This window comes from Mangrovactinospora gilvigrisea (assembly GCF_001879105.1).
Lineage (GTDB): Bacteria > Actinomycetota > Actinomycetes > Streptomycetales > Streptomycetaceae > Mangrovactinospora > Mangrovactinospora gilvigrisea.
This window is the reverse complement of record NZ_MLCF01000053.1, coordinates 1-14,912: the sequence shown is the minus strand read 5'-3', so window position 1 is coordinate 14,912 and position 14,912 is coordinate 1. Positions and strand designations below refer to the sequence as shown.

General features: G+C 73.3%; 16 protein-coding genes. 11 read left to right on the top strand and 5 right to left on the bottom strand.

Features of this window, described 5'->3' with window-relative positions; all coding sequences use genetic code 11:
• The first annotated feature begins 72 nt into the window (after window positions 1-72).
• The 7 genes from clpS to BIV57_RS11320 all read left to right on the top strand — a co-directional run bounded on the left by clpS (window position 73) and on the right by BIV57_RS11320 (window position 3,726).
• Window positions 73-384, top strand: a complete 312-nt coding sequence (gene clpS, locus BIV57_RS11345) for an ATP-dependent Clp protease adapter ClpS (protein ID WP_071656614.1) — start codon at window positions 73-75, stop codon at window positions 382-384.
• Between the two features lie 48 nt (window positions 385-432).
• Entirely contained in the window at window positions 433-1,035 is a 603-nt protein-coding gene (locus BIV57_RS11340) for a hypothetical protein (protein WP_071656613.1), read from the top strand.
• The gene (locus tag BIV57_RS11335) at window positions 1,032-1,664 is read left to right on the top strand and encodes a DUF2017 domain-containing protein (RefSeq protein ID WP_071656612.1); all 633 of its coding nucleotides are present in this window, start codon (window positions 1,032-1,034) and stop codon (window positions 1,662-1,664) included. The genes BIV57_RS11340 and BIV57_RS11335 overlap by 4 nt, the downstream gene beginning before the upstream one ends.
• 130 nt (window positions 1,665-1,794) lie before the next feature.
• Entirely contained in the window at window positions 1,795-2,238 is a 444-nt protein-coding gene (locus BIV57_RS11330; RefSeq protein ID WP_071656611.1) for a M67 family metallopeptidase, read from the top strand.
• Between the two features lie 43 nt (window positions 2,239-2,281).
• Entirely contained in the window at window positions 2,282-2,389 is a 108-nt protein-coding gene (locus tag BIV57_RS26635; protein ID WP_336446099.1) for a putative leader peptide, read from the top strand.
• A gap of 108 nt (window positions 2,390-2,497) precedes the next feature.
• Window positions 2,498-2,776: a MoaD/ThiS family protein gene (locus BIV57_RS11325; RefSeq protein WP_071656610.1), complete on the top strand. Its 279-nt coding sequence runs from the start codon at window positions 2,498-2,500 to the stop codon at window positions 2,774-2,776.
• Entirely contained in the window at window positions 2,776-3,726 is a 951-nt protein-coding gene (locus BIV57_RS11320; RefSeq protein ID WP_071656609.1) for a PLP-dependent cysteine synthase family protein, read from the top strand. Before BIV57_RS11325 ends, BIV57_RS11320 begins: the two co-directional genes overlap by 1 nt.
• Window positions 3,727-3,882: 156 nt before the next feature.
• Here the strand turns inward: BIV57_RS11320 and BIV57_RS11315 are convergent, their stop codons facing one another.
• Window positions 3,883-5,748: a TIGR03767 family metallophosphoesterase gene (locus BIV57_RS11315; RefSeq protein ID WP_079170228.1), complete on the bottom strand. Its 1,866-nt coding sequence runs from the start codon at window positions 5,746-5,748 to the stop codon at window positions 3,883-3,885.
• Window positions 5,749-6,015: 267 nt separating this feature from the next.
• Here BIV57_RS11315 and BIV57_RS26405 point away from each other — a divergent pair, with 267 nt between their 5' ends.
• Together BIV57_RS26405 and BIV57_RS11305 are read left to right on the top strand one after the other, a co-directional pair.
• Window positions 6,016-9,093, top strand: coding sequence for a phosphodiester glycosidase family protein (locus BIV57_RS26405; protein WP_071656608.1), 3,078 nt, complete (start codon window positions 6,016-6,018; stop codon window positions 9,091-9,093).
• A gap of 94 nt (window positions 9,094-9,187) precedes the next feature.
• Window positions 9,188-10,021 (top strand): PIG-L family deacetylase, encoded by an 834-nt coding sequence (locus tag BIV57_RS11305; RefSeq protein ID WP_071656607.1) that lies wholly within the window; start codon window positions 9,188-9,190, stop codon window positions 10,019-10,021.
• A gap of 38 nt (window positions 10,022-10,059) precedes the next feature.
• Here the strand turns inward: BIV57_RS11305 and BIV57_RS11300 are convergent, their stop codons facing one another.
• The 3 genes from BIV57_RS11300 to BIV57_RS11290 all read right to left on the bottom strand — a co-directional run bounded on the left by BIV57_RS11300 (window position 10,060) and on the right by BIV57_RS11290 (window position 11,587).
• On the bottom strand, window positions 10,060-10,287 hold the full coding sequence (locus BIV57_RS11300) for a hypothetical protein (protein WP_071656606.1): 228 nt from the start codon (window positions 10,285-10,287) through the stop codon (window positions 10,060-10,062).
• A gap of 66 nt (window positions 10,288-10,353) precedes the next feature.
• Window positions 10,354-11,091: a class I SAM-dependent methyltransferase gene (locus tag BIV57_RS11295; RefSeq protein ID WP_071656605.1), complete on the bottom strand. Its 738-nt coding sequence runs from the start codon at window positions 11,089-11,091 to the stop codon at window positions 10,354-10,356.
• A gap of 43 nt (window positions 11,092-11,134) precedes the next feature.
• The gene (locus BIV57_RS11290; protein WP_071656604.1) at window positions 11,135-11,587 is read right to left on the bottom strand and encodes a hemerythrin domain-containing protein; all 453 of its coding nucleotides are present in this window, start codon (window positions 11,585-11,587) and stop codon (window positions 11,135-11,137) included.
• A 175-nt stretch (window positions 11,588-11,762) separates the two neighbouring features.
• Between BIV57_RS11290 and murI the strand changes: the two genes are divergently transcribed.
• Together murI and BIV57_RS11280 are read left to right on the top strand one after the other, a co-directional pair.
• The gene (murI, locus tag BIV57_RS11285) at window positions 11,763-12,599 is read left to right on the top strand and encodes a glutamate racemase (RefSeq protein WP_071656603.1); all 837 of its coding nucleotides are present in this window, start codon (window positions 11,763-11,765) and stop codon (window positions 12,597-12,599) included.
• On the top strand, window positions 12,599-13,348 hold the full coding sequence (locus tag BIV57_RS11280; RefSeq protein ID WP_071656602.1) for an MBL fold metallo-hydrolase: 750 nt from the start codon (window positions 12,599-12,601) through the stop codon (window positions 13,346-13,348). Before murI ends, BIV57_RS11280 begins: the two co-directional genes overlap by 1 nt.
• An 81-nt stretch (window positions 13,349-13,429) precedes the next feature.
• On the opposite strand, the gene BIV57_RS11275 is transcribed toward BIV57_RS11280, so the two are convergent.
• A complete protein-coding gene (locus BIV57_RS11275; protein ID WP_071656601.1) occupies window positions 13,430-14,635 on the bottom strand; it encodes a PTS transporter subunit EIIC in 1,206 nt (401 codons plus the stop codon).
• Between the last annotated feature and the right edge of the window lie 277 nt (window positions 14,636-14,912).

Below are 14,912 nucleotides of genomic sequence, written 5' to 3'. Positions count from 1 at the left end.
GATCGTACCTCCGGCTGTCGTCACTCTGACGATTTCCCCGCCTGCCGAGATGTCGGTGCCGTCCATGGCACGATGGGGGGCGTGAGCGTGGCACCAGCGGAGATCGAGAAGACCGAGGGCGTTCCCGAGACCTTCGAGGTGACGGAGCCGGACCGCCCCTGGGTGACGATCGTCCACAACGACCCCGTCAACCTGATGAGCTACGTCACCTATGTCTTCCAGACGTACTTCGGCTACTCGAAGGCGAAGTCCGAGAAGCTGATGATGGACGTCCACCGCAAGGGCCGCGCCGTCGTCTCCTCCGGCTCCCGCGAGGAGATGGAGCGCGACGTCCAGGCCATGCACGGCTACGGCCTCTGGGCCACCCTCAGCCACGACAAGTAGTACTGACGGCCTCTCGTCTGCGGGCGCCGGCGGCCGTACTGGTCGGCCATGAGCGGTGACGAGGGGTTGATGGCGCTGCCCGGCTCCGGCCCCGAGGGCCTCGCGGAGTTCCGGCTGCGGGTCGTCGGCGCGGCGCGGCTGCTGGGCGGCGACCCGCCGCAGCCGCTCGGCCCGGAGGCGTCGGACCACGAGTGGTTCGAGTGGGAGCACTCCGCCCGCGCCGCTGCCGGCGCCTGTGTCCGCGAGCCGCGGGCGCTGCCGGAGGGCGCGCTCGACGCGGTGGTCGGTGCCGCCGTGCTCGATCCGAACCCCAGTGTCAACCGGCAACTCGTCGCGCCCGCGCTGGCGTTCGCCGGCGCCGTGCGGGTCAAGCGGGCCCTCCTGGAGAGGCTCGCCGAAGGGACGGATCCGGAGCGGACCGGGGCCGCCCGCGCCTGGGACTGGTCCGACCTGCCGCTTCCGCCGAGGCGGTACGAGGCATGGCCGCTTGTGCGCGAGCCGGACCTGGCCGCCCGCGCGGCGCTGTCCGCGGATCGCCCGCGGGCACGCCGACGCCTATCTGCGGCACCGCGTCGAGGTTCAGCTCGGGCGCCCGTAAGGACGCGGCGTGCCCGGGACGGCCCTTCGGCACGGCTACCCTTGTGCGGATGACCGGATTCTTCGAGGTGGGCAAGGGTGGCGCGCCGCGCGTTGAGCTGGACGAGGTGGAGCGGTCCATCCTGCGCAGCCTCGCGGTGCAGCTGATGGAGCTGATCGGGCCCGGGTCGCGGCCCGCGGAGGAGGACGGCGCGGCGCCGTCCGACGATCCGTTCGAGCGGCTGATGCAGGAGATGCAGGACACCCCGGACGGCCCCGTCGAGCGCCCCACCGATCCCGCGCTGGCGCGCCTGTTCCCCGACGCCTACGGCGAGCCCGGCCGCGCCGAGGACGTCGACTCCGACTCCGAAACCGCCGCCCGCGCCGCCGAGTTCCGCAAGTACACCGAGCCCGACCTGCGCCAGCGCAAGCGCGACGACGCCCTGGCGCTGATCCGCACCCTCGACGGCGCCCGCACCAAGCGCAACGGCCACGCGATCGTCGAGCTGGACGAGGACGACTCCCGCCGCTGGCTCGGCACCCTCAACGACCTGCGCCTGACGCTGGGTTCGCGCCTGGACGTCAGCGAGGACGACGACCGCGCCTACCGGATGCCCGACACCGATCCCGACAAGCCGCTGATGATGGCCTACCTGTGGCTCGGCGGCCTCCAGGAGACCCTCGTCGGCGCCATGATGGGCTAGCGATCGACGTGAGGCCCGTCACCGTTTCCGAACGGCCCGCGCCCGCTGCCTGGAACGTCACCCTTCGGTGACCCTCCGCGGTGACGGCGTTCACTGCGTGGGCTCCTGGCGGGCCGTTAACCTGACGCGCATGCTGACCATTTCCCGGGACCTGCACGACGCGATCATCGAGCACGCCCGCCGCGACCACCCGGACGAGGCGTGCGGTGTGATCGCCGGCCCGGCCGGCACGGGCCGCCCCGAGCGGTTCATCCCCATGCTCAACGCGGCGCGCTCGCCCACCTTCTACGAGTTCGACTCGGCGGACCTACTGCGGCTCTACCGCGAGATGGACGACCGCGACGAGGAGCCGGTGGTGATCTACCACTCGCACACCGCCACCGACGCGTACCCCTCGCGCACCGATGTGAGCTACGCCTCCGAGCCGGACGCGCACTACGTCCTGGTCTCCACCAAGGACTGCGGCAACGGCGACGGCCCCGTGCAGTTCCGCTCCTACCGGATCGTGGACGGCGACATCGCCGAGGAGCCGGTCCGGATCGTCGAGGTGTCCAAAAAGCCGTCCGCTGCGTGAGACGGACGATTTAGTTCGGTGTGGGAATCAGTACGATGAGCCCATGCGTTCCCCGAAGGTGAGCGATACGCGCCCCGCGCCGGGGCTGCTCCTGGTCGCCAGGCTGCACGTCGATCTGTGCCGCCTGGCCAGTGCCATGTGTTGTCGCTGACGGCGGCGACCCCCCCTTACGGCCCGTACCTCTCGGCCCGTCCGGGCTCCCCAGCCTCCCTTCCGCATGTCTTCTTCCCTCATCCCTGACGCATCGGAGCGCCCAGCCATGGCCATCGACGTCCGCATTCCGACCATCCTCCGCACCTACACCGACGGCGCCAAGGCCGTCGAGGGCAGCGGCGGCACCCTCGACGAGCTCTTCACGGACCTCGAGTCCCGGCATCCGGGCATCCGCGCACGCCTGGTGGACGGCGGCAGCCTGCGCCGGTTCGTCAACGTCTACCTCAACGACGAGGACGTCCGCTTCCTGGACGGCATCGGCACCCCGGTCGGCGACGGCGACAGCGTCACCATTCTCCCGGCCGTCGCCGGCGGTTCCGCCTGATGCGGTTCGGCAGCCTCGCGGAGTCCGTCGGCAACACCCCTCTGGTTCACCTGCGGCGGCTCTCGCCGTCGGAGGACGTCCGGATCTGGGCCAAGCTGGAGGACCGCAATCCGACGGGTTCGGTCAAGGACCGCCCCGCCCTGCACATGATCGAGCGTGCCGAGGCGGAGGGACGGCTCCGTCCGGGCGCCACCATTCTCGAGCCGACCAGCGGGAACACCGGGATCTCGCTGGCCATGGCGGCCCGCCTCAAGGGCTACCGGATGGTCTGCGTCATGCCCGAGAACACCTCCGCCGAACGGCGCGAACTGCTGGCGATGTGGGGCGCGGAGGTCATCCCGTCGCCGGCGGCCGGCGGCTCCAACACGGCCGTGCGGGTCGCCAAGGAGCTGGCCGCGGAGCACCCCGACTGGGTGATGCTCTACCAGTACGGCAACCCCGACAACGCGGGCGCCCACTATGCGGGCACCGGCCCGGAGATCCTCGCCGACCTGCCGACCGTCACGCACTTCGTGGCGGGCCTCGGCACCACCGGGACGCTGATGGGGGTGGGCCGCTACCTGCGGGAGAAGGTGCCGGGCGTGGCGGTCGTCGCGGCCGAGCCGCGCTACGACGACCTGGTGTACGGGCTGCGCAACCTCGACGAGGGGTTCGTCCCCGAGCTGTACGACGCGGAGGTGCTGACCACGCGGTACTCGGTGGGCAGCGCGGACGCGGTGCGGCGCACCCGGGAGCTGCTGCGCGAGGAGGGGGTGTTCGCGGGCGTGTCGACGGGGGCGGTGCTGCACGCGGCGCTGGGGCTGGCGCGGAAGGCGGCCAAGGCCGGCGAGCGGGCGGATGTGGTCTTCGTGGTGGCGGACGGCGGGTGGAAGTACCTGTCGACCGGCATCTACAGCGCGGAGTCGGACGAGGCCGCGGTGGAGCTGCTGCAGGGGCAGCTCTGGGCGTAGCGGTCGGCGGTGGTCGCTGTTCGCCGCCCCTCCGCCCCGGCACCCCACCCGCCCGGCTCCGCCGGGCGAGGGGGTCGCTCGGCTCGGCGTCCCGGCCGCGCGGCTGTGCGGGGCGAGGGGCGCGCCTCGGTTCACCGGGCGAGGGGGGCCGGTTGGTCAGGCTCGGCGTACGAGGAGCCGGGTGTTGCCGTCCTCGGGGCGGCCCAGGCGGCGGGTCGGGGCGCCGTTGGGGTCGTTGTAGGCCAAGTCGCGGAAGGTGCCCGCGAGTCGGCTGCCGCGCACGTCCGGCTCGATGAGGGTGGTCCAGAGCGAGACCGTCCCCTCGCCGTGGTCCGCGACCTCGATGATCCGCGCTTGGGTGGGGTGGTCGATGTGCGCCGCCGTGGTGATCTCCCAGAAGGAGCGGTCCGGCGAGGGCCCCCGCCACGGCGTGATGGTGTTGCGGTGGACGTGCCCGTTGACCCACGCCGCCACCCCCGGGAACCGGTGCAGCAGCGCCCGCAGCTCGACGTCGCTGTGGTGGCCGCCGGCGTCCGCGCCGCCGCGCGGGTCCGGGCGGTCGTTGTCGATGCCGCCGCTCTGGTGGTGGCTGAAGACCAGCACCACCGGGTCGTCCCCGCGCCCGCGCATCGCCCGCCCGCCGGAGTCGTAGTAGCGGCCCGCGTGCGCCGTCAGCGTCCGCTCCAGCCAGGCGAACTGCGCGTCGCCGAGGGTCCCGTCGATGCCGCCGGCCCCGTTCGTGGAGTCCAGCGAGATCCCCAGCACCCCCGGCGCGACGGTGAAGGTGTAGTAGGTGCGGCCCGCGGCCAGGTCGTCCGCCGCGTAGCCGTGCCCGACCGGCCCCGCGCCGGTGTAGCGCGGGTCGAGGTGCGCCGCCAGGTAGTCGCGCTGCGAGAGGGGCCGGCGCGCCGCGTCCGGGGTGACGGTGCGCAGCCCGCGCCGGTCCGCGGCCGACCCGCCGTGCGGGTCCAGCAGTGCGGCCAGCGTCGCCGCCGCCCGCGACGGGTTGTCCGAGACGTCGCCCAGCATCCGCGCGCTGATCGACGGGTCCACCGTCATCCGCTTCAGCGAGCCGGTGGAGAGCCGGTCCAGCGCCGCCGAGTTGGCGATCGCGCCGGTCACCGAGTTGTCGTGGTTGCCGGGCGTGGAGTACCAGGGGATGCGCAGCCCGGCCGCGCGGATCGGGCGGATCGCCCGGTCCAGCAGCCCCGGAAGCTCGGGGAAGCCGCGCCGCTTGAGCACGTCCCGCAGCGGCGAGTCCGGGTTGTAGTAGATCGGCAGGCCGCTGTTCTGGGTGCCCTCGAAGCGGTGCGGGTCGCCCGAGTTGGGGGCGACGGTCCCGCCGCTCATCAGCGTCAGGAACCAGTGCAGCTCGTTGTGCTGCTGGTTGTCGGTGTTGTCGCCGGTGGTGACGGCGCAGGCCAGCGGCAGCCCGGTGTGCGGGGCGCCGCGCAGCCCGTTGATGCGGCGGATCAGCGCGTCCGCCGACTGGACGGAGAGCGCCTCCTGCGGGCGCTGCCCGACCAGGCCCTGGCCGACGACGATCCACTCGGTGCGCATCGGGCTCTGCACGTCCACGATGTGCAGGTCCGTCAGATGGACGAAGGCCGCCAGCGCGGTGGCCGGGGCCGCGGCCTTCGGAGGCGGCGCCAGCTCGGTGCGGGTGACCAGCGGCAGGCCGGGCCCGGGGACGAGCGGCCGGTAGCGGCCGGCGGCGGCCGGATCGGGAACGGCGGTGGCGACGAGGGTGGTGCCCGCGGTGTCGGCGACGGGCCGTCCGCCCAGCTGGTCGGCGGGCGCGGAGTAGCGGCGCTCCAGGCGCTCCGTGGACGGGTGCGAGGTCTCGGTGACCAGCCACGCCGCCAGCGCGGCGGCGGAGGCGGTGCCGGCCGCCGCGGCGAGCAGCAGGCGGCGGCTCGGGCGGGACGGGGACGGGGGCGAGCCGGGGGTGGTGCTGCCGGTGCCGGTGGTGGTGCTGTCGGCTGCCGGCACGGCTTGGGGGGTGGCGTTGCTGACGCTCATCGCGGCGGGCCCTTCGGGGTCACGGCGCTCCCACGGCAGTGGGCTCAGCGGGAAGCTGCCCGTCCGCGGTGACGCTGCGTCAACGTCCCCATAAGCTCTGCGTTAACGGTCACCGCCCGTGCGGATCCGGGCCCTGATCAGGCCACCGGGCCGCCAGTGGCCTGCCGTTCACCCCGAGTTGGGGCGCGCCCTCTGGTGCGCTCATGCCACAGGTGGGACTCTCGTCGCGCATGTGCCGCCCTGCCGCAGCCGTCCCTGGGGGTCACCGTGTTCCGTCGCGTCCGTAGCGGGCTGCTCGCCCTCGCCGTCGTCCTGGCGCCGACCCTCGTCGCACCTGCCACCGCCGCGCACGCGGCGATCGCCGACGGGGACGGCATCGAGACCGCGTCCCGCAGCCGGACGCTCGCCGACGGTGTCGACCTCACCACGTTCGACCGGATGGAGTCGGACAAGTGGGTGCACGCCATGGCCCTCTCCGTCGACCTCTCCGGCAGCGCCCGCGTCGACTTCATGAGCAGCGGCAAGGTCTCGCAGCGCGCCACCGTCACCGACATGGTCAAGGCGCACGACCCCGGGCCCGGCCGGCGGGTGGTGGCCGGCACCAACGCCGACTTCTTCGACATCGATGCCACCGGCGCCCCGATCGGCCCCGGCATCGACAACGGCAAGCTGGTGCAGTCCCCGAACCCCGGCAACACCGTCGCCGCCGCGTTCGGCACGGCCGCCGGCGGCAGCGGCGACCCGGCCGGCCGCATCATCGACCTCTACTTCGACGGCACCGTCACCCTGCCGTCCGGCAGCCACCCGCTCGCCGCCTACAACTCCTCGGCCGTCCCCGCCGACGGCATCGGCCTCTACACCCCGCAGTGGGGCTCCGCGGACCGCGCGCTGACCGTCGCCGGGGCGGCCAAGGTGGTCGAGGCGGTGGTCGCGGACGGGCACGTGGTCTCCGTCAACGACAAGGCCGGCAGCGGGCAGATCCCGGACGGCGAGAGCGTGCTGCTCGGACGGGACGCCGGCGCCGACGCGCTCGCCGGGCTGAAGCCCGGGGACGCGGTCTCCACCGACTACGAGCCGCGCACCGGCGATGGCTCGGCGCTGCCGCGCACCGCGGTCGGCGGGCGCGGGCTGGTGGTCGTCGACGGGCAGCCGCAGAACTGGGAGGGCAAGCCCAACAACGCCGTCGCGCCCCGCACTTCGGTCGGGTTCTCCAAGGACGGCCTGCACATGTACCTGATCGTGGTGGACGGGCGGCAGGTCGGGCTGCCGGGCGTCACCCTCACCGAGCTCGGCCTGATGATGAAGAAGCTGGGCGCCTACAACGCGCTCAACCTGGACGGCGGCGGGTCGTCGGAGATGGTCGCGGCGCTGCCCGGCCACACGTCCACGGTCGTGCAGAACACCCCCTCGGACGGCAGCGAGCGGCAGGACGCCGACGGCCTCGCCATCACCGCCCCCAGCGGCGACGGCAGGCTCACCGGCTTCGACGTCGCCACCGCCGCCGACCCCGCGCAGGCCCCGACGGCCCTCCCGTCACACCCGGACCGCGTCTTCCCCGGCCTGACGCGGCGCCTCACCGCCACCGGCTACGACGCCGACTACGGGCCGGCCGCGGCGGGTTCGCCCGCGCCGCACTGGCGCACCTCGCGGGCCTCCGTCGGCTCGGTGGCGGACGACGGTGTCTTCCGCGCGCGCTCCTCCGGTTCGGTGGACGCCATCGCCTCCCGGGGCAGCGCCTCGGGCCGCCTGCCCCTGCACGTCCTCGGCGGGCTGCAGCGGCTCGCGCCGACGGCCTCCCGGGTCTCGCTCACCGATCCGTCCGACACCGGCAGCTTCGGCCTCACCGGGCGGGACGCCAACGGCGACACCGCGCCGATCGACCCCGAGGACGTCCGTCTCTCCTACGACCACAGCGAGTTCACCGTCACCCCCGACGAGTCCACGGGGACGTTCTCCGTCACCAGCACCAGTGCCGCCGCCACCGGGCTGATCACCGCCACCGCAGGGGGCCGTTCCGCGACGGTGGGCGCCTCGGTCGGGCTCGTCGACCACCAGGTGGCCGGCTTCGACGACGCCTCCCAGTGGACGTTCACCTCCGCGCGCGCCACCGGTTCCACCGCCGCCACCCCCGACGGGCACACCGGCACCGGGCTGCGGCTCGGCTACGACTTCACCCAGTCCACCGGCACGCGCGCGGCGTACGCCAACCCGCCGCAGCCGATCGCGGTCGCCGGGCAGCCCCGCGCCTTCACCATGTGGATCGACGGGGACGGCAAGGGCGCCTGGCCCAGCCTGGAGTTCACCGACTCCACCGGGGCCAGCGTGGTGCTGCGCGGGCCGTACGTCACCTGGACGGGGTGGAAGCAGGTCACCTTCACGGTGCCGGCCGGCTCCCACTACCCGCTCACCGTCAAGCGGTTCTACCTCGTCGAGACCAGCGCCTCCAACCAGTACAGCGGCGCCGTCACCCTCGACGACCTGGACGCGCAGACGCCGCCGGACCTCACCGTCCCGGCCCCGCCGGCGGTGCACGACCCGCTGCTGACGACGCGTCGGGCGGTGGACGGCCGGCAGTGGCGGTTCGCCGTCCTCGCGGACGCCCGGCTGACCGCGGACGACCCGAACGGGGCGGCGGCGCAGCGCGTCCGCGGCATCCTGGCGAAGGTGCGGGCGGCGCACCCCGACCTGCTGCTCGTCGACGGCGACCTGCTCTCCCGGGGCACCCCGGCGGACCTGGCCTTCGCCAAGCAGCTGCTGACGGACGGCCTGGGGAACATCCCGTGGACCTACCTCCCGGGGGCCGGCGAGGTCTCCGGTCCGGGTGCGTCGCTGGCGGCGTTCTCCGCGGTCTTCGGCGCCGTCCCGCGCACCCAGGACCACAACGGCACCCGCTTCGTCGACCTGGACACCTCGGGGCTGAGCCTGCGCGGCGGGGGCGGCGACGGGATGGCCCAGATGCATCTGCTCCGCGACCAGCTGGACGCGGCCGCCAAGGACCCGTCGGTCGGCTCGGTGGTCGTCGCGTCCAGTGTCCCGCCGGAGGCGCTGCCCGACCCGCGGGAGGCGTCCCTGCTGCAGCGCTGGCTCGCCGGCTTCCGCGCCGCCACCGGCAAGGGCGTGCTGTTCGTCGGAGCCCGCACCGGCGCCTTCGGCGCCACCCGCGTCGACGGCGTCCCGTACCTCAACGCCGGAGCGGCAGGCGAAGACCCGGCCGCCTCGTCCTCGGACGGATACGCCGGCTGGTCCATGGTCGGCGCCGACCGGGTCCCCGCCATTCAACAGCAGAGGACCCGTCAGGAGCCATTCCTTCCGGGCCCGGACTGGGTCTCGGCCACGGCGGGGTGACCGTCCGCGGGAACAGGGCGGGAACAGGGCGGGCGGTCGGGGCCGTTGTACCCCTCGCTGCACCTGAGCCCTGTCACCCCGGAGGAGAGAACTCATGAACGATCGGCCCCTGACGCTGATGGCGGTCCACGCCCATCCCGACGACGAGGCCACCAGCACGGGCGGCGTCCTCGCCCGGTACGCCGCCGAAGGCGTCCGAACGGTGCTCGTGACGTGCACCGACGGGGGGTGCGGGGACGGGCCGGGGGGTGTCAAACCGGGCGATCCCGGGCACGACGCCGCCGCGGTCGCCGCGATGCGCCGCAAGGAACTGGAGGAGAGCCGCGAGGTCCTGAAGATCAGCCACCTGGAGACGCTCGACTACGCCGACTCCGGGATGATGGGCTGGGCGACCAACGACGCCCCCGGGTCCTTCTGGCAGACCCCCGTCGAGGAGGGCGCCGCGCGGCTCGCCGAGCTGATGCTGAAGTACCGGCCCGATGTCGTCGTCACCTACGACGAGAACGGTTTCTACGGCCACCCCGACCACATCCAGGCCAACCGCATCACCATGGCGGCGCTGGAGAAGTCCGGGCTGACGCCGAAGGTCTACTGGACGACCATCCCCCGCTCGGGCATGCAGCGCTTCGGCGAGATCATGCGCGAGTTCAACCCGGACGCGCCGGAGCCGTCGCCCGAGGAGGCCGCGGCGATGGCGGAGATCGGGCTGCCCGACGAGGAGATCACCACCTGGGTGGACACCACCGCCTTCGGCGGCCAGAAGTTCGACTCCCTGGCCGCGCACGCCAGCCAGGGCGAGAACATCTTCTTCCTGCGGATGGGCAAGGAGCGGTTCACCGAGATGATGGGCGTGGAGACGTTCGTGCGGGTCCGCGACACCACCGGCGCGGACGTCCCCGAGAACGACCTCTTCGCCGGGCTGCGCTGAGCCGCGCGGCGGCACGCGGCGGCGCGCCCCGGCTCTGGCTAGCGGGGCAGGGAGCGGATGTAGGCGGCGCCGCAGACGCTGCAGAAGGGGTGGGCGGCGTCGGTGCCCCAGGCGTCCTCGGGCTGGGTGGCAGCCTCCTTGGCGAGGTCGGCGCCGCACATCGCCCGGGGGTCGTCGCCGCGGGACATGTGCCACACGGCGACGCGGGCGTCCGGCTCTCCCGGGGTCTGGCCGGCCTCGTACTCGGCGCGGATGGTGAAGTCCATGATGTGCCTCCTCCTACCGTCCAGGGTGCGCCTCCCGGCGGCCGGGCGCAGGCCGGCCGATCGGCCCTAAAGCCTGAGAACCGCCAGGTAGCCGGGGCCCTCGGGGGCGCGTTCGAGGGAGTCCAGCGTCCAGGGGGAGGCCTCGACGGCCGCCGTCAGCTCCGCGGGGGCGGCGAGCCAGTAGTCGAACCACGGGGTGGCCGTGGCGCCGTCCCGCACCCGGATGCGCAGCTGGCCGCGGGCGCGGCCGCGGCGCAGGTTGCGGGCGTGGTAGTCGGCATGCGCGGGGTCGTCGCCGGGGTCGGTGCCCATGCCGAGCAGGACGGCGCCGGGCCGGGCGGCGGCGGCGAGGGCGGCGAGCACCGCGGGGGCCTGCGCGGGGCCGGCGAGCAGGCCGAGGCCGTTGCCGAACAGGGCGAGCGTGTCGAAGGCGCCGAGGTCGCGGGGGAGTTGGGCGACGGAGCCCTCCACCGCGTCGACGCCGCGCTCGCGGGTGACGCGCACCGCGCCGGGGGAGGGGTCGACGCCGACCACCTCCAGGCCCTTCGCCGCCCACGCCACCGCGTGCCGCCCCGCCCCGCAGCCCATGTCGAGGACACGGCCCGAGGCCAGCTCCCAGCCCCGGCGCTCCAGCGGCGACCAGGCGTCCGGCTCCGCGAAGTAGCGGGCGGCGTCGCTCGCGCCGAGCAACGCGTCGTCCCGCTCGATGATCTCCACCGCGGACCAGGGCGCCGCGCCCGCCGCCCAGCAGCGGGCGAGGATGCGGCCGAAGGCGTCGTCGAGGGACGGCTGTGATTCATCCATGCCGGGCACGGTGGCAGGCCGCGGGCGCCGGCCGCACCCGGATTTACCCGGGGTGGGCCGTGTGCCAGGCGGTGAGGGAGTGGTTCCAGGCGGCGGCGTCGAGGGCGGTGAGGGAGGCGGGGAAGAGGCCGTCCTCCTCGCGGGCGATGTGGTGGTGGAGCTCGTCGACCGCGGTGACGAAGGCCTCGCGGGAGGCCGGGTCGTGCAGGTCCAGGGCGGCCAGGAAGGCGTCCAGCTCGCGGTGCTCGCGCTCCAGCGCGGCGATGTAGTCGGCGTACTCGCCGTCCCGCCGCATCATCGCGAAGAGCCCGTCCTCCTCGCCGCGCCAATGGCTGCGCAGCAGCTCCGCGACGGGCGCGACCAGCGCCTGCGCCGCGTCGACCTCGTCGACGACCAGGTGCCGGACGGCGCGCCCCGCGAGATCCGTCACCGCCTCGTGCTCGGCGATGAACTCCTTGATCAGCGGGATCTCGCGGCAGCCGCAGTAGTGGCACACGCCAGCAGTATCGCGGCGCCCGGCCGGCCCCGGGCGGACCGTCCTCCGGATGGCCGAACGCCCACCCGAACCCGCCCCCGGCGGTGCCCCCGACGTGCCCCCGGCCAGGTGACATCCCCCACAGCCCTCGTTTCTCGGACGGTGCGGGCACCTCCTCCCGCCTACGCTCGCCTACGTGGCAGACGCTCCCATCGGCATCTTCGACTCCGGCTTCGGCGGCCTCACCGTGGCCCGCGCGGTACTCGACCAGCTCCCGCACGAGCCGGTCCTGTACCTGGGCGACACCGCCCGCCAGCCGTACGGTCCGCGTCCCATCGCGCAGGCCCGCGCCTTCGCGCTGGAGTGCCTGGACCAGTTGGTCGACGAGGGCGTCAAGATGCTCGTCATCGCCTGCAACACCGCCAGCTCGGCCGTGCTGCGCGACGCCCGCGAGCGCTACTCCGTCCCCGTGGTGGAGGTGATCGGCCCGGCCACCCGCCGCGCCGCCGCCGCCACCCGCAACGGCGTGGTGGGCGTCATCTCCACGGTCGGCACCATGGCCTCCCAGGCCTACCCCGACGCGTTCGCCGCCGCCCCGCACATCCGGCTGGTGAACCAGGCGTGCCCGCGCTTCGTGGAGTTCGTGGAGCGCGGTGTCACCGGAGGTCCGGAGCTGCTGGAGGTGGCCCGCGCGTACTTGGAGCCGGTCGCCGCGGCCGGCGTGGACACCCTGATCCTCGGCTGCACGCACTACCCCCTGCTCACCGGCGCGATCTCCTACCTGATGGGCGATCAGGTCACCCTGATCTCCAGCGCGGAGGAGACCGCCAAGGACGTCTACCGGGTGCTGGCCGCCGAGGACCTGATGCGGGACCCCTCGCTGCCCGACCCCGAGCACCGCTTCCTGACCACCGGCGACCCCGCCCAGTTCCGGGACATCGGCCGCCGCTTCCTCGGACCCGAGCTGAGTCGCGTCGACGTGACGGGGACTGCCGCCCCCGCCGAGCGCGCCGGCCTGTTGGAGGTTTCCTGATGAGGCTCACCATCGTCGGCTCGGCGGGGTCCTACCCCTCGCCGGAGTCGGCGTGCTCCTGCTACCTGGTCGAGGCCGACGGCTTCCGCCTGGTGATGGACCTCGGCAACGGCGCCCTCGGCGCGCTGCAGCGGTACGCGTCGCTCTACGAGATCGACGCCGTGCTGCTGACGCATCTCCACGCCGACCACTGCCTCGACATGACGTCGTACTTCGTGGCGCGCAACTACCGGCACGGCGGCTGCCCCGAGCTGCTGCCCGTGTACGGGCCGTCCGGCACCGCCGAGCGGCTCTCCCGCGCGTACGGGATGCCGCAGGAGCCGGGCCTGGACACGGTGTTCGACTTCCGCACGGTGCGGGGCGGGGAGAGCTTCCGGGTCGGGCCGTTCACCGTGGTGCCGGAGCGGGTGGCGCATCCGGTGGAGGCCTACGGGTTCCGGGTGGAGCACGGCGGGGTGGCGCTGGCCTACTCCGGCGACACCGGTCCGTGCGACGGGCTGGAGCGGCTCGCCGACGGGGCGGACCTGCTGCTGGCCGAGGCGTCGTTCCTGGACGGCCGGGACAGCACGCCCGATCTGCACCTCAACGGGCGCGAGGCGGGGGAGACTGCGGCGCGCGGGGCCGCGAAGCGGCTGGTGCTGACGCACATTCCGGTGTGGACGGACCCGGGGGTGAACCGGGTGGCGGCCGAGGCGGCGTACCCGGGGCCGGTGGACGTGGCCGTGCCGGGGGACGTGTACGAGATCTGAGGCACCTGACGCACCGCCGTGCGCGCGAAGAGCCCTCCCCGGCCGCCGCCGGGGAGGGCTCTTCGCATCGGGGCACCGGTGCTACTTGGTGATGTCCTCGATCTCCTCCTCGGGCTCGCGGCCCGGGGTGGGGAGGTTGAACTTGGTGATCACGACGCGGAAGACCACGTAGTAGACCACCGCGAAGCACAGCCCGATCGGGATGAGCAGCCACGGCTTCGTCGCATGGCTCCAGGAGAGGCCGAAGTCGATCAGGCCGCCGGAGAACGTGAAGCCGTCGTGGATGCCCAGCGCCCAGGTGATGAACATGGACAGGCCGGTCAGCACGGCGTGCACCACGTAGAGCACCGGCGCCAGGAACATGAAGGTGAACTCGATGGGCTCGGTGACGCCGGTGACGAAGGCGGTGAGGCCGACCGAGACCATCGCGCCCATCACGGCCTTGCGGCGCTCGGGGCGGGCGCAGTGCGCGATCGCCAGCGCGGCGGCCGGCAGCGCGAACATCATGATCGGGTAGAAGCCGGTCATGAACTGGCCGGCGTGCGGGTCGCCGGCGAAGAAGCGGTTCAGGTCGCCGTGCACGCCGTGGTAGTCGCCCACCTGGAACCACATGAAGGTGTTGACGAACTGGTGCATCCCGATCGGGATCAGCAGGCGGTTGACGACACCGAAGATGCCCGAGCCGACGGCGCCCTGGTCGATCAGCCACTGGCTGAAGTCGGTGAGGCCGGCGCCGATCGGCTTCCAGATCACGCCGAAGACGATGGCCATCGCCAGGCCCATGAAGGACATCAGGATCGGCACCAGGCGGCGGCCGTTGAAGAAGCCGAGCCAGTCCACCAGCTTGGTGCGGTGGAACTTCTGCCACATCACGGCCGAGACCAGGCCGACCACGACGCCGCCGAGGACGCCGGGGTCCTGCGGGCCGCCCATGCTCTTGGGGAAGGTCGTCAGCACGTTGTGGAAGACCAGGTAGCCGACGAGGGCGGCGAGCGCGGTGGAGCCGTCCGCCTTCTTGGCGAAGCCGATGGCGACGCCGATGCAGAAGAGCAGCGCGAGGTTGGTGAAGATCGCGCCGCCGGCGCCGGAGAAGAGGGTCGCGACGGCGTCCCACTTCAGGCCCTTGGGGCCGAAGACGTCGTCCTGGCCGAGACGGTTGAGGATGCCTGCCGCGGGGAGCACGGCGATGGGCAGCTGGAGGCTGCGGCCGACCTTCTGCAGGCCCTGGAAGAGTGACGAGCCGGCCTTCTTCTTGACCGGCCCCGTCGTCGAGGTCGCCATGCTCATGGCGGGGGTCCTCCTGCGGGGGACAGGTCAGACCGGCACGTCCGGGGGAGACGTGCTTGGTCTAGACCACTGATGGGGTGCAGGAGGCAGTTCACACAGCGCCGGTGAGCAGTGTCAAGGCAGCCGCCGAGGGCTCATCACCGCCGGTCAGACGGGGTTCTGACGTCCAGTTGCATTTATCCAGGGCTCACCTGCGAAATCGGTACAAGGTAGGACGTCCTTTGTCCGAAACCCGAGGTCGGAGGGCGTTACGCAACCGTTGCCGCCGCGCCGCCGG

What these genes read in the sequence shown, in the direction of transcription:
- clpS (WP_071656614.1), top strand. Translation starts at nt 73, where the DNA reads ATGGGGGGCGTGAGCGTGGCACCAGCGGAGATCGAGAAGACCGAGGGC.
- BIV57_RS11340 (WP_071656613.1), top strand. Translation starts at nt 433, where the DNA reads ATGAGCGGTGACGAGGGGTTGATGGCGCTGCCCGGCTCCGGCCCCGAG.
- BIV57_RS11335 (WP_071656612.1), top strand. Translation starts at nt 1,032, where the DNA reads ATGACCGGATTCTTCGAGGTGGGCAAGGGTGGCGCGCCGCGCGTTGAG.
- BIV57_RS11330 (WP_071656611.1), top strand. Translation starts at nt 1,795, where the DNA reads ATGCTGACCATTTCCCGGGACCTGCACGACGCGATCATCGAGCACGCC.
- BIV57_RS26635 (WP_336446099.1), top strand. Translation starts at nt 2,282, where the DNA reads ATGCGTTCCCCGAAGGTGAGCGATACGCGCCCCGCGCCGGGGCTGCTC.
- BIV57_RS11325 (WP_071656610.1), top strand. Translation starts at nt 2,498, where the DNA reads ATGGCCATCGACGTCCGCATTCCGACCATCCTCCGCACCTACACCGAC.
- BIV57_RS11320 (WP_071656609.1), top strand. Translation starts at nt 2,776, where the DNA reads ATGCGGTTCGGCAGCCTCGCGGAGTCCGTCGGCAACACCCCTCTGGTT.
- BIV57_RS11315 (WP_079170228.1), bottom strand. Translation starts at nt 5,748, where the DNA reads ATGAGCGTCAGCAACGCCACCCCCCAAGCCGTGCCGGCAGCCGACAGC.
- BIV57_RS11305 (WP_071656607.1), top strand. Translation starts at nt 9,188, where the DNA reads ATGAACGATCGGCCCCTGACGCTGATGGCGGTCCACGCCCATCCCGAC.
- BIV57_RS11300 (WP_071656606.1), bottom strand. Translation starts at nt 10,287, where the DNA reads ATGGACTTCACCATCCGCGCCGAGTACGAGGCCGGCCAGACCCCGGGA.
- BIV57_RS11295 (WP_071656605.1), bottom strand. Translation starts at nt 11,091, where the DNA reads ATGGATGAATCACAGCCGTCCCTCGACGACGCCTTCGGCCGCATCCTC.
- BIV57_RS11280 (WP_071656602.1), top strand. Translation starts at nt 12,599, where the DNA reads ATGAGGCTCACCATCGTCGGCTCGGCGGGGTCCTACCCCTCGCCGGAG.
- BIV57_RS11275 (WP_071656601.1), bottom strand. Translation starts at nt 14,635, where the DNA reads ATGAGCATGGCGACCTCGACGACGGGGCCGGTCAAGAAGAAGGCCGGC.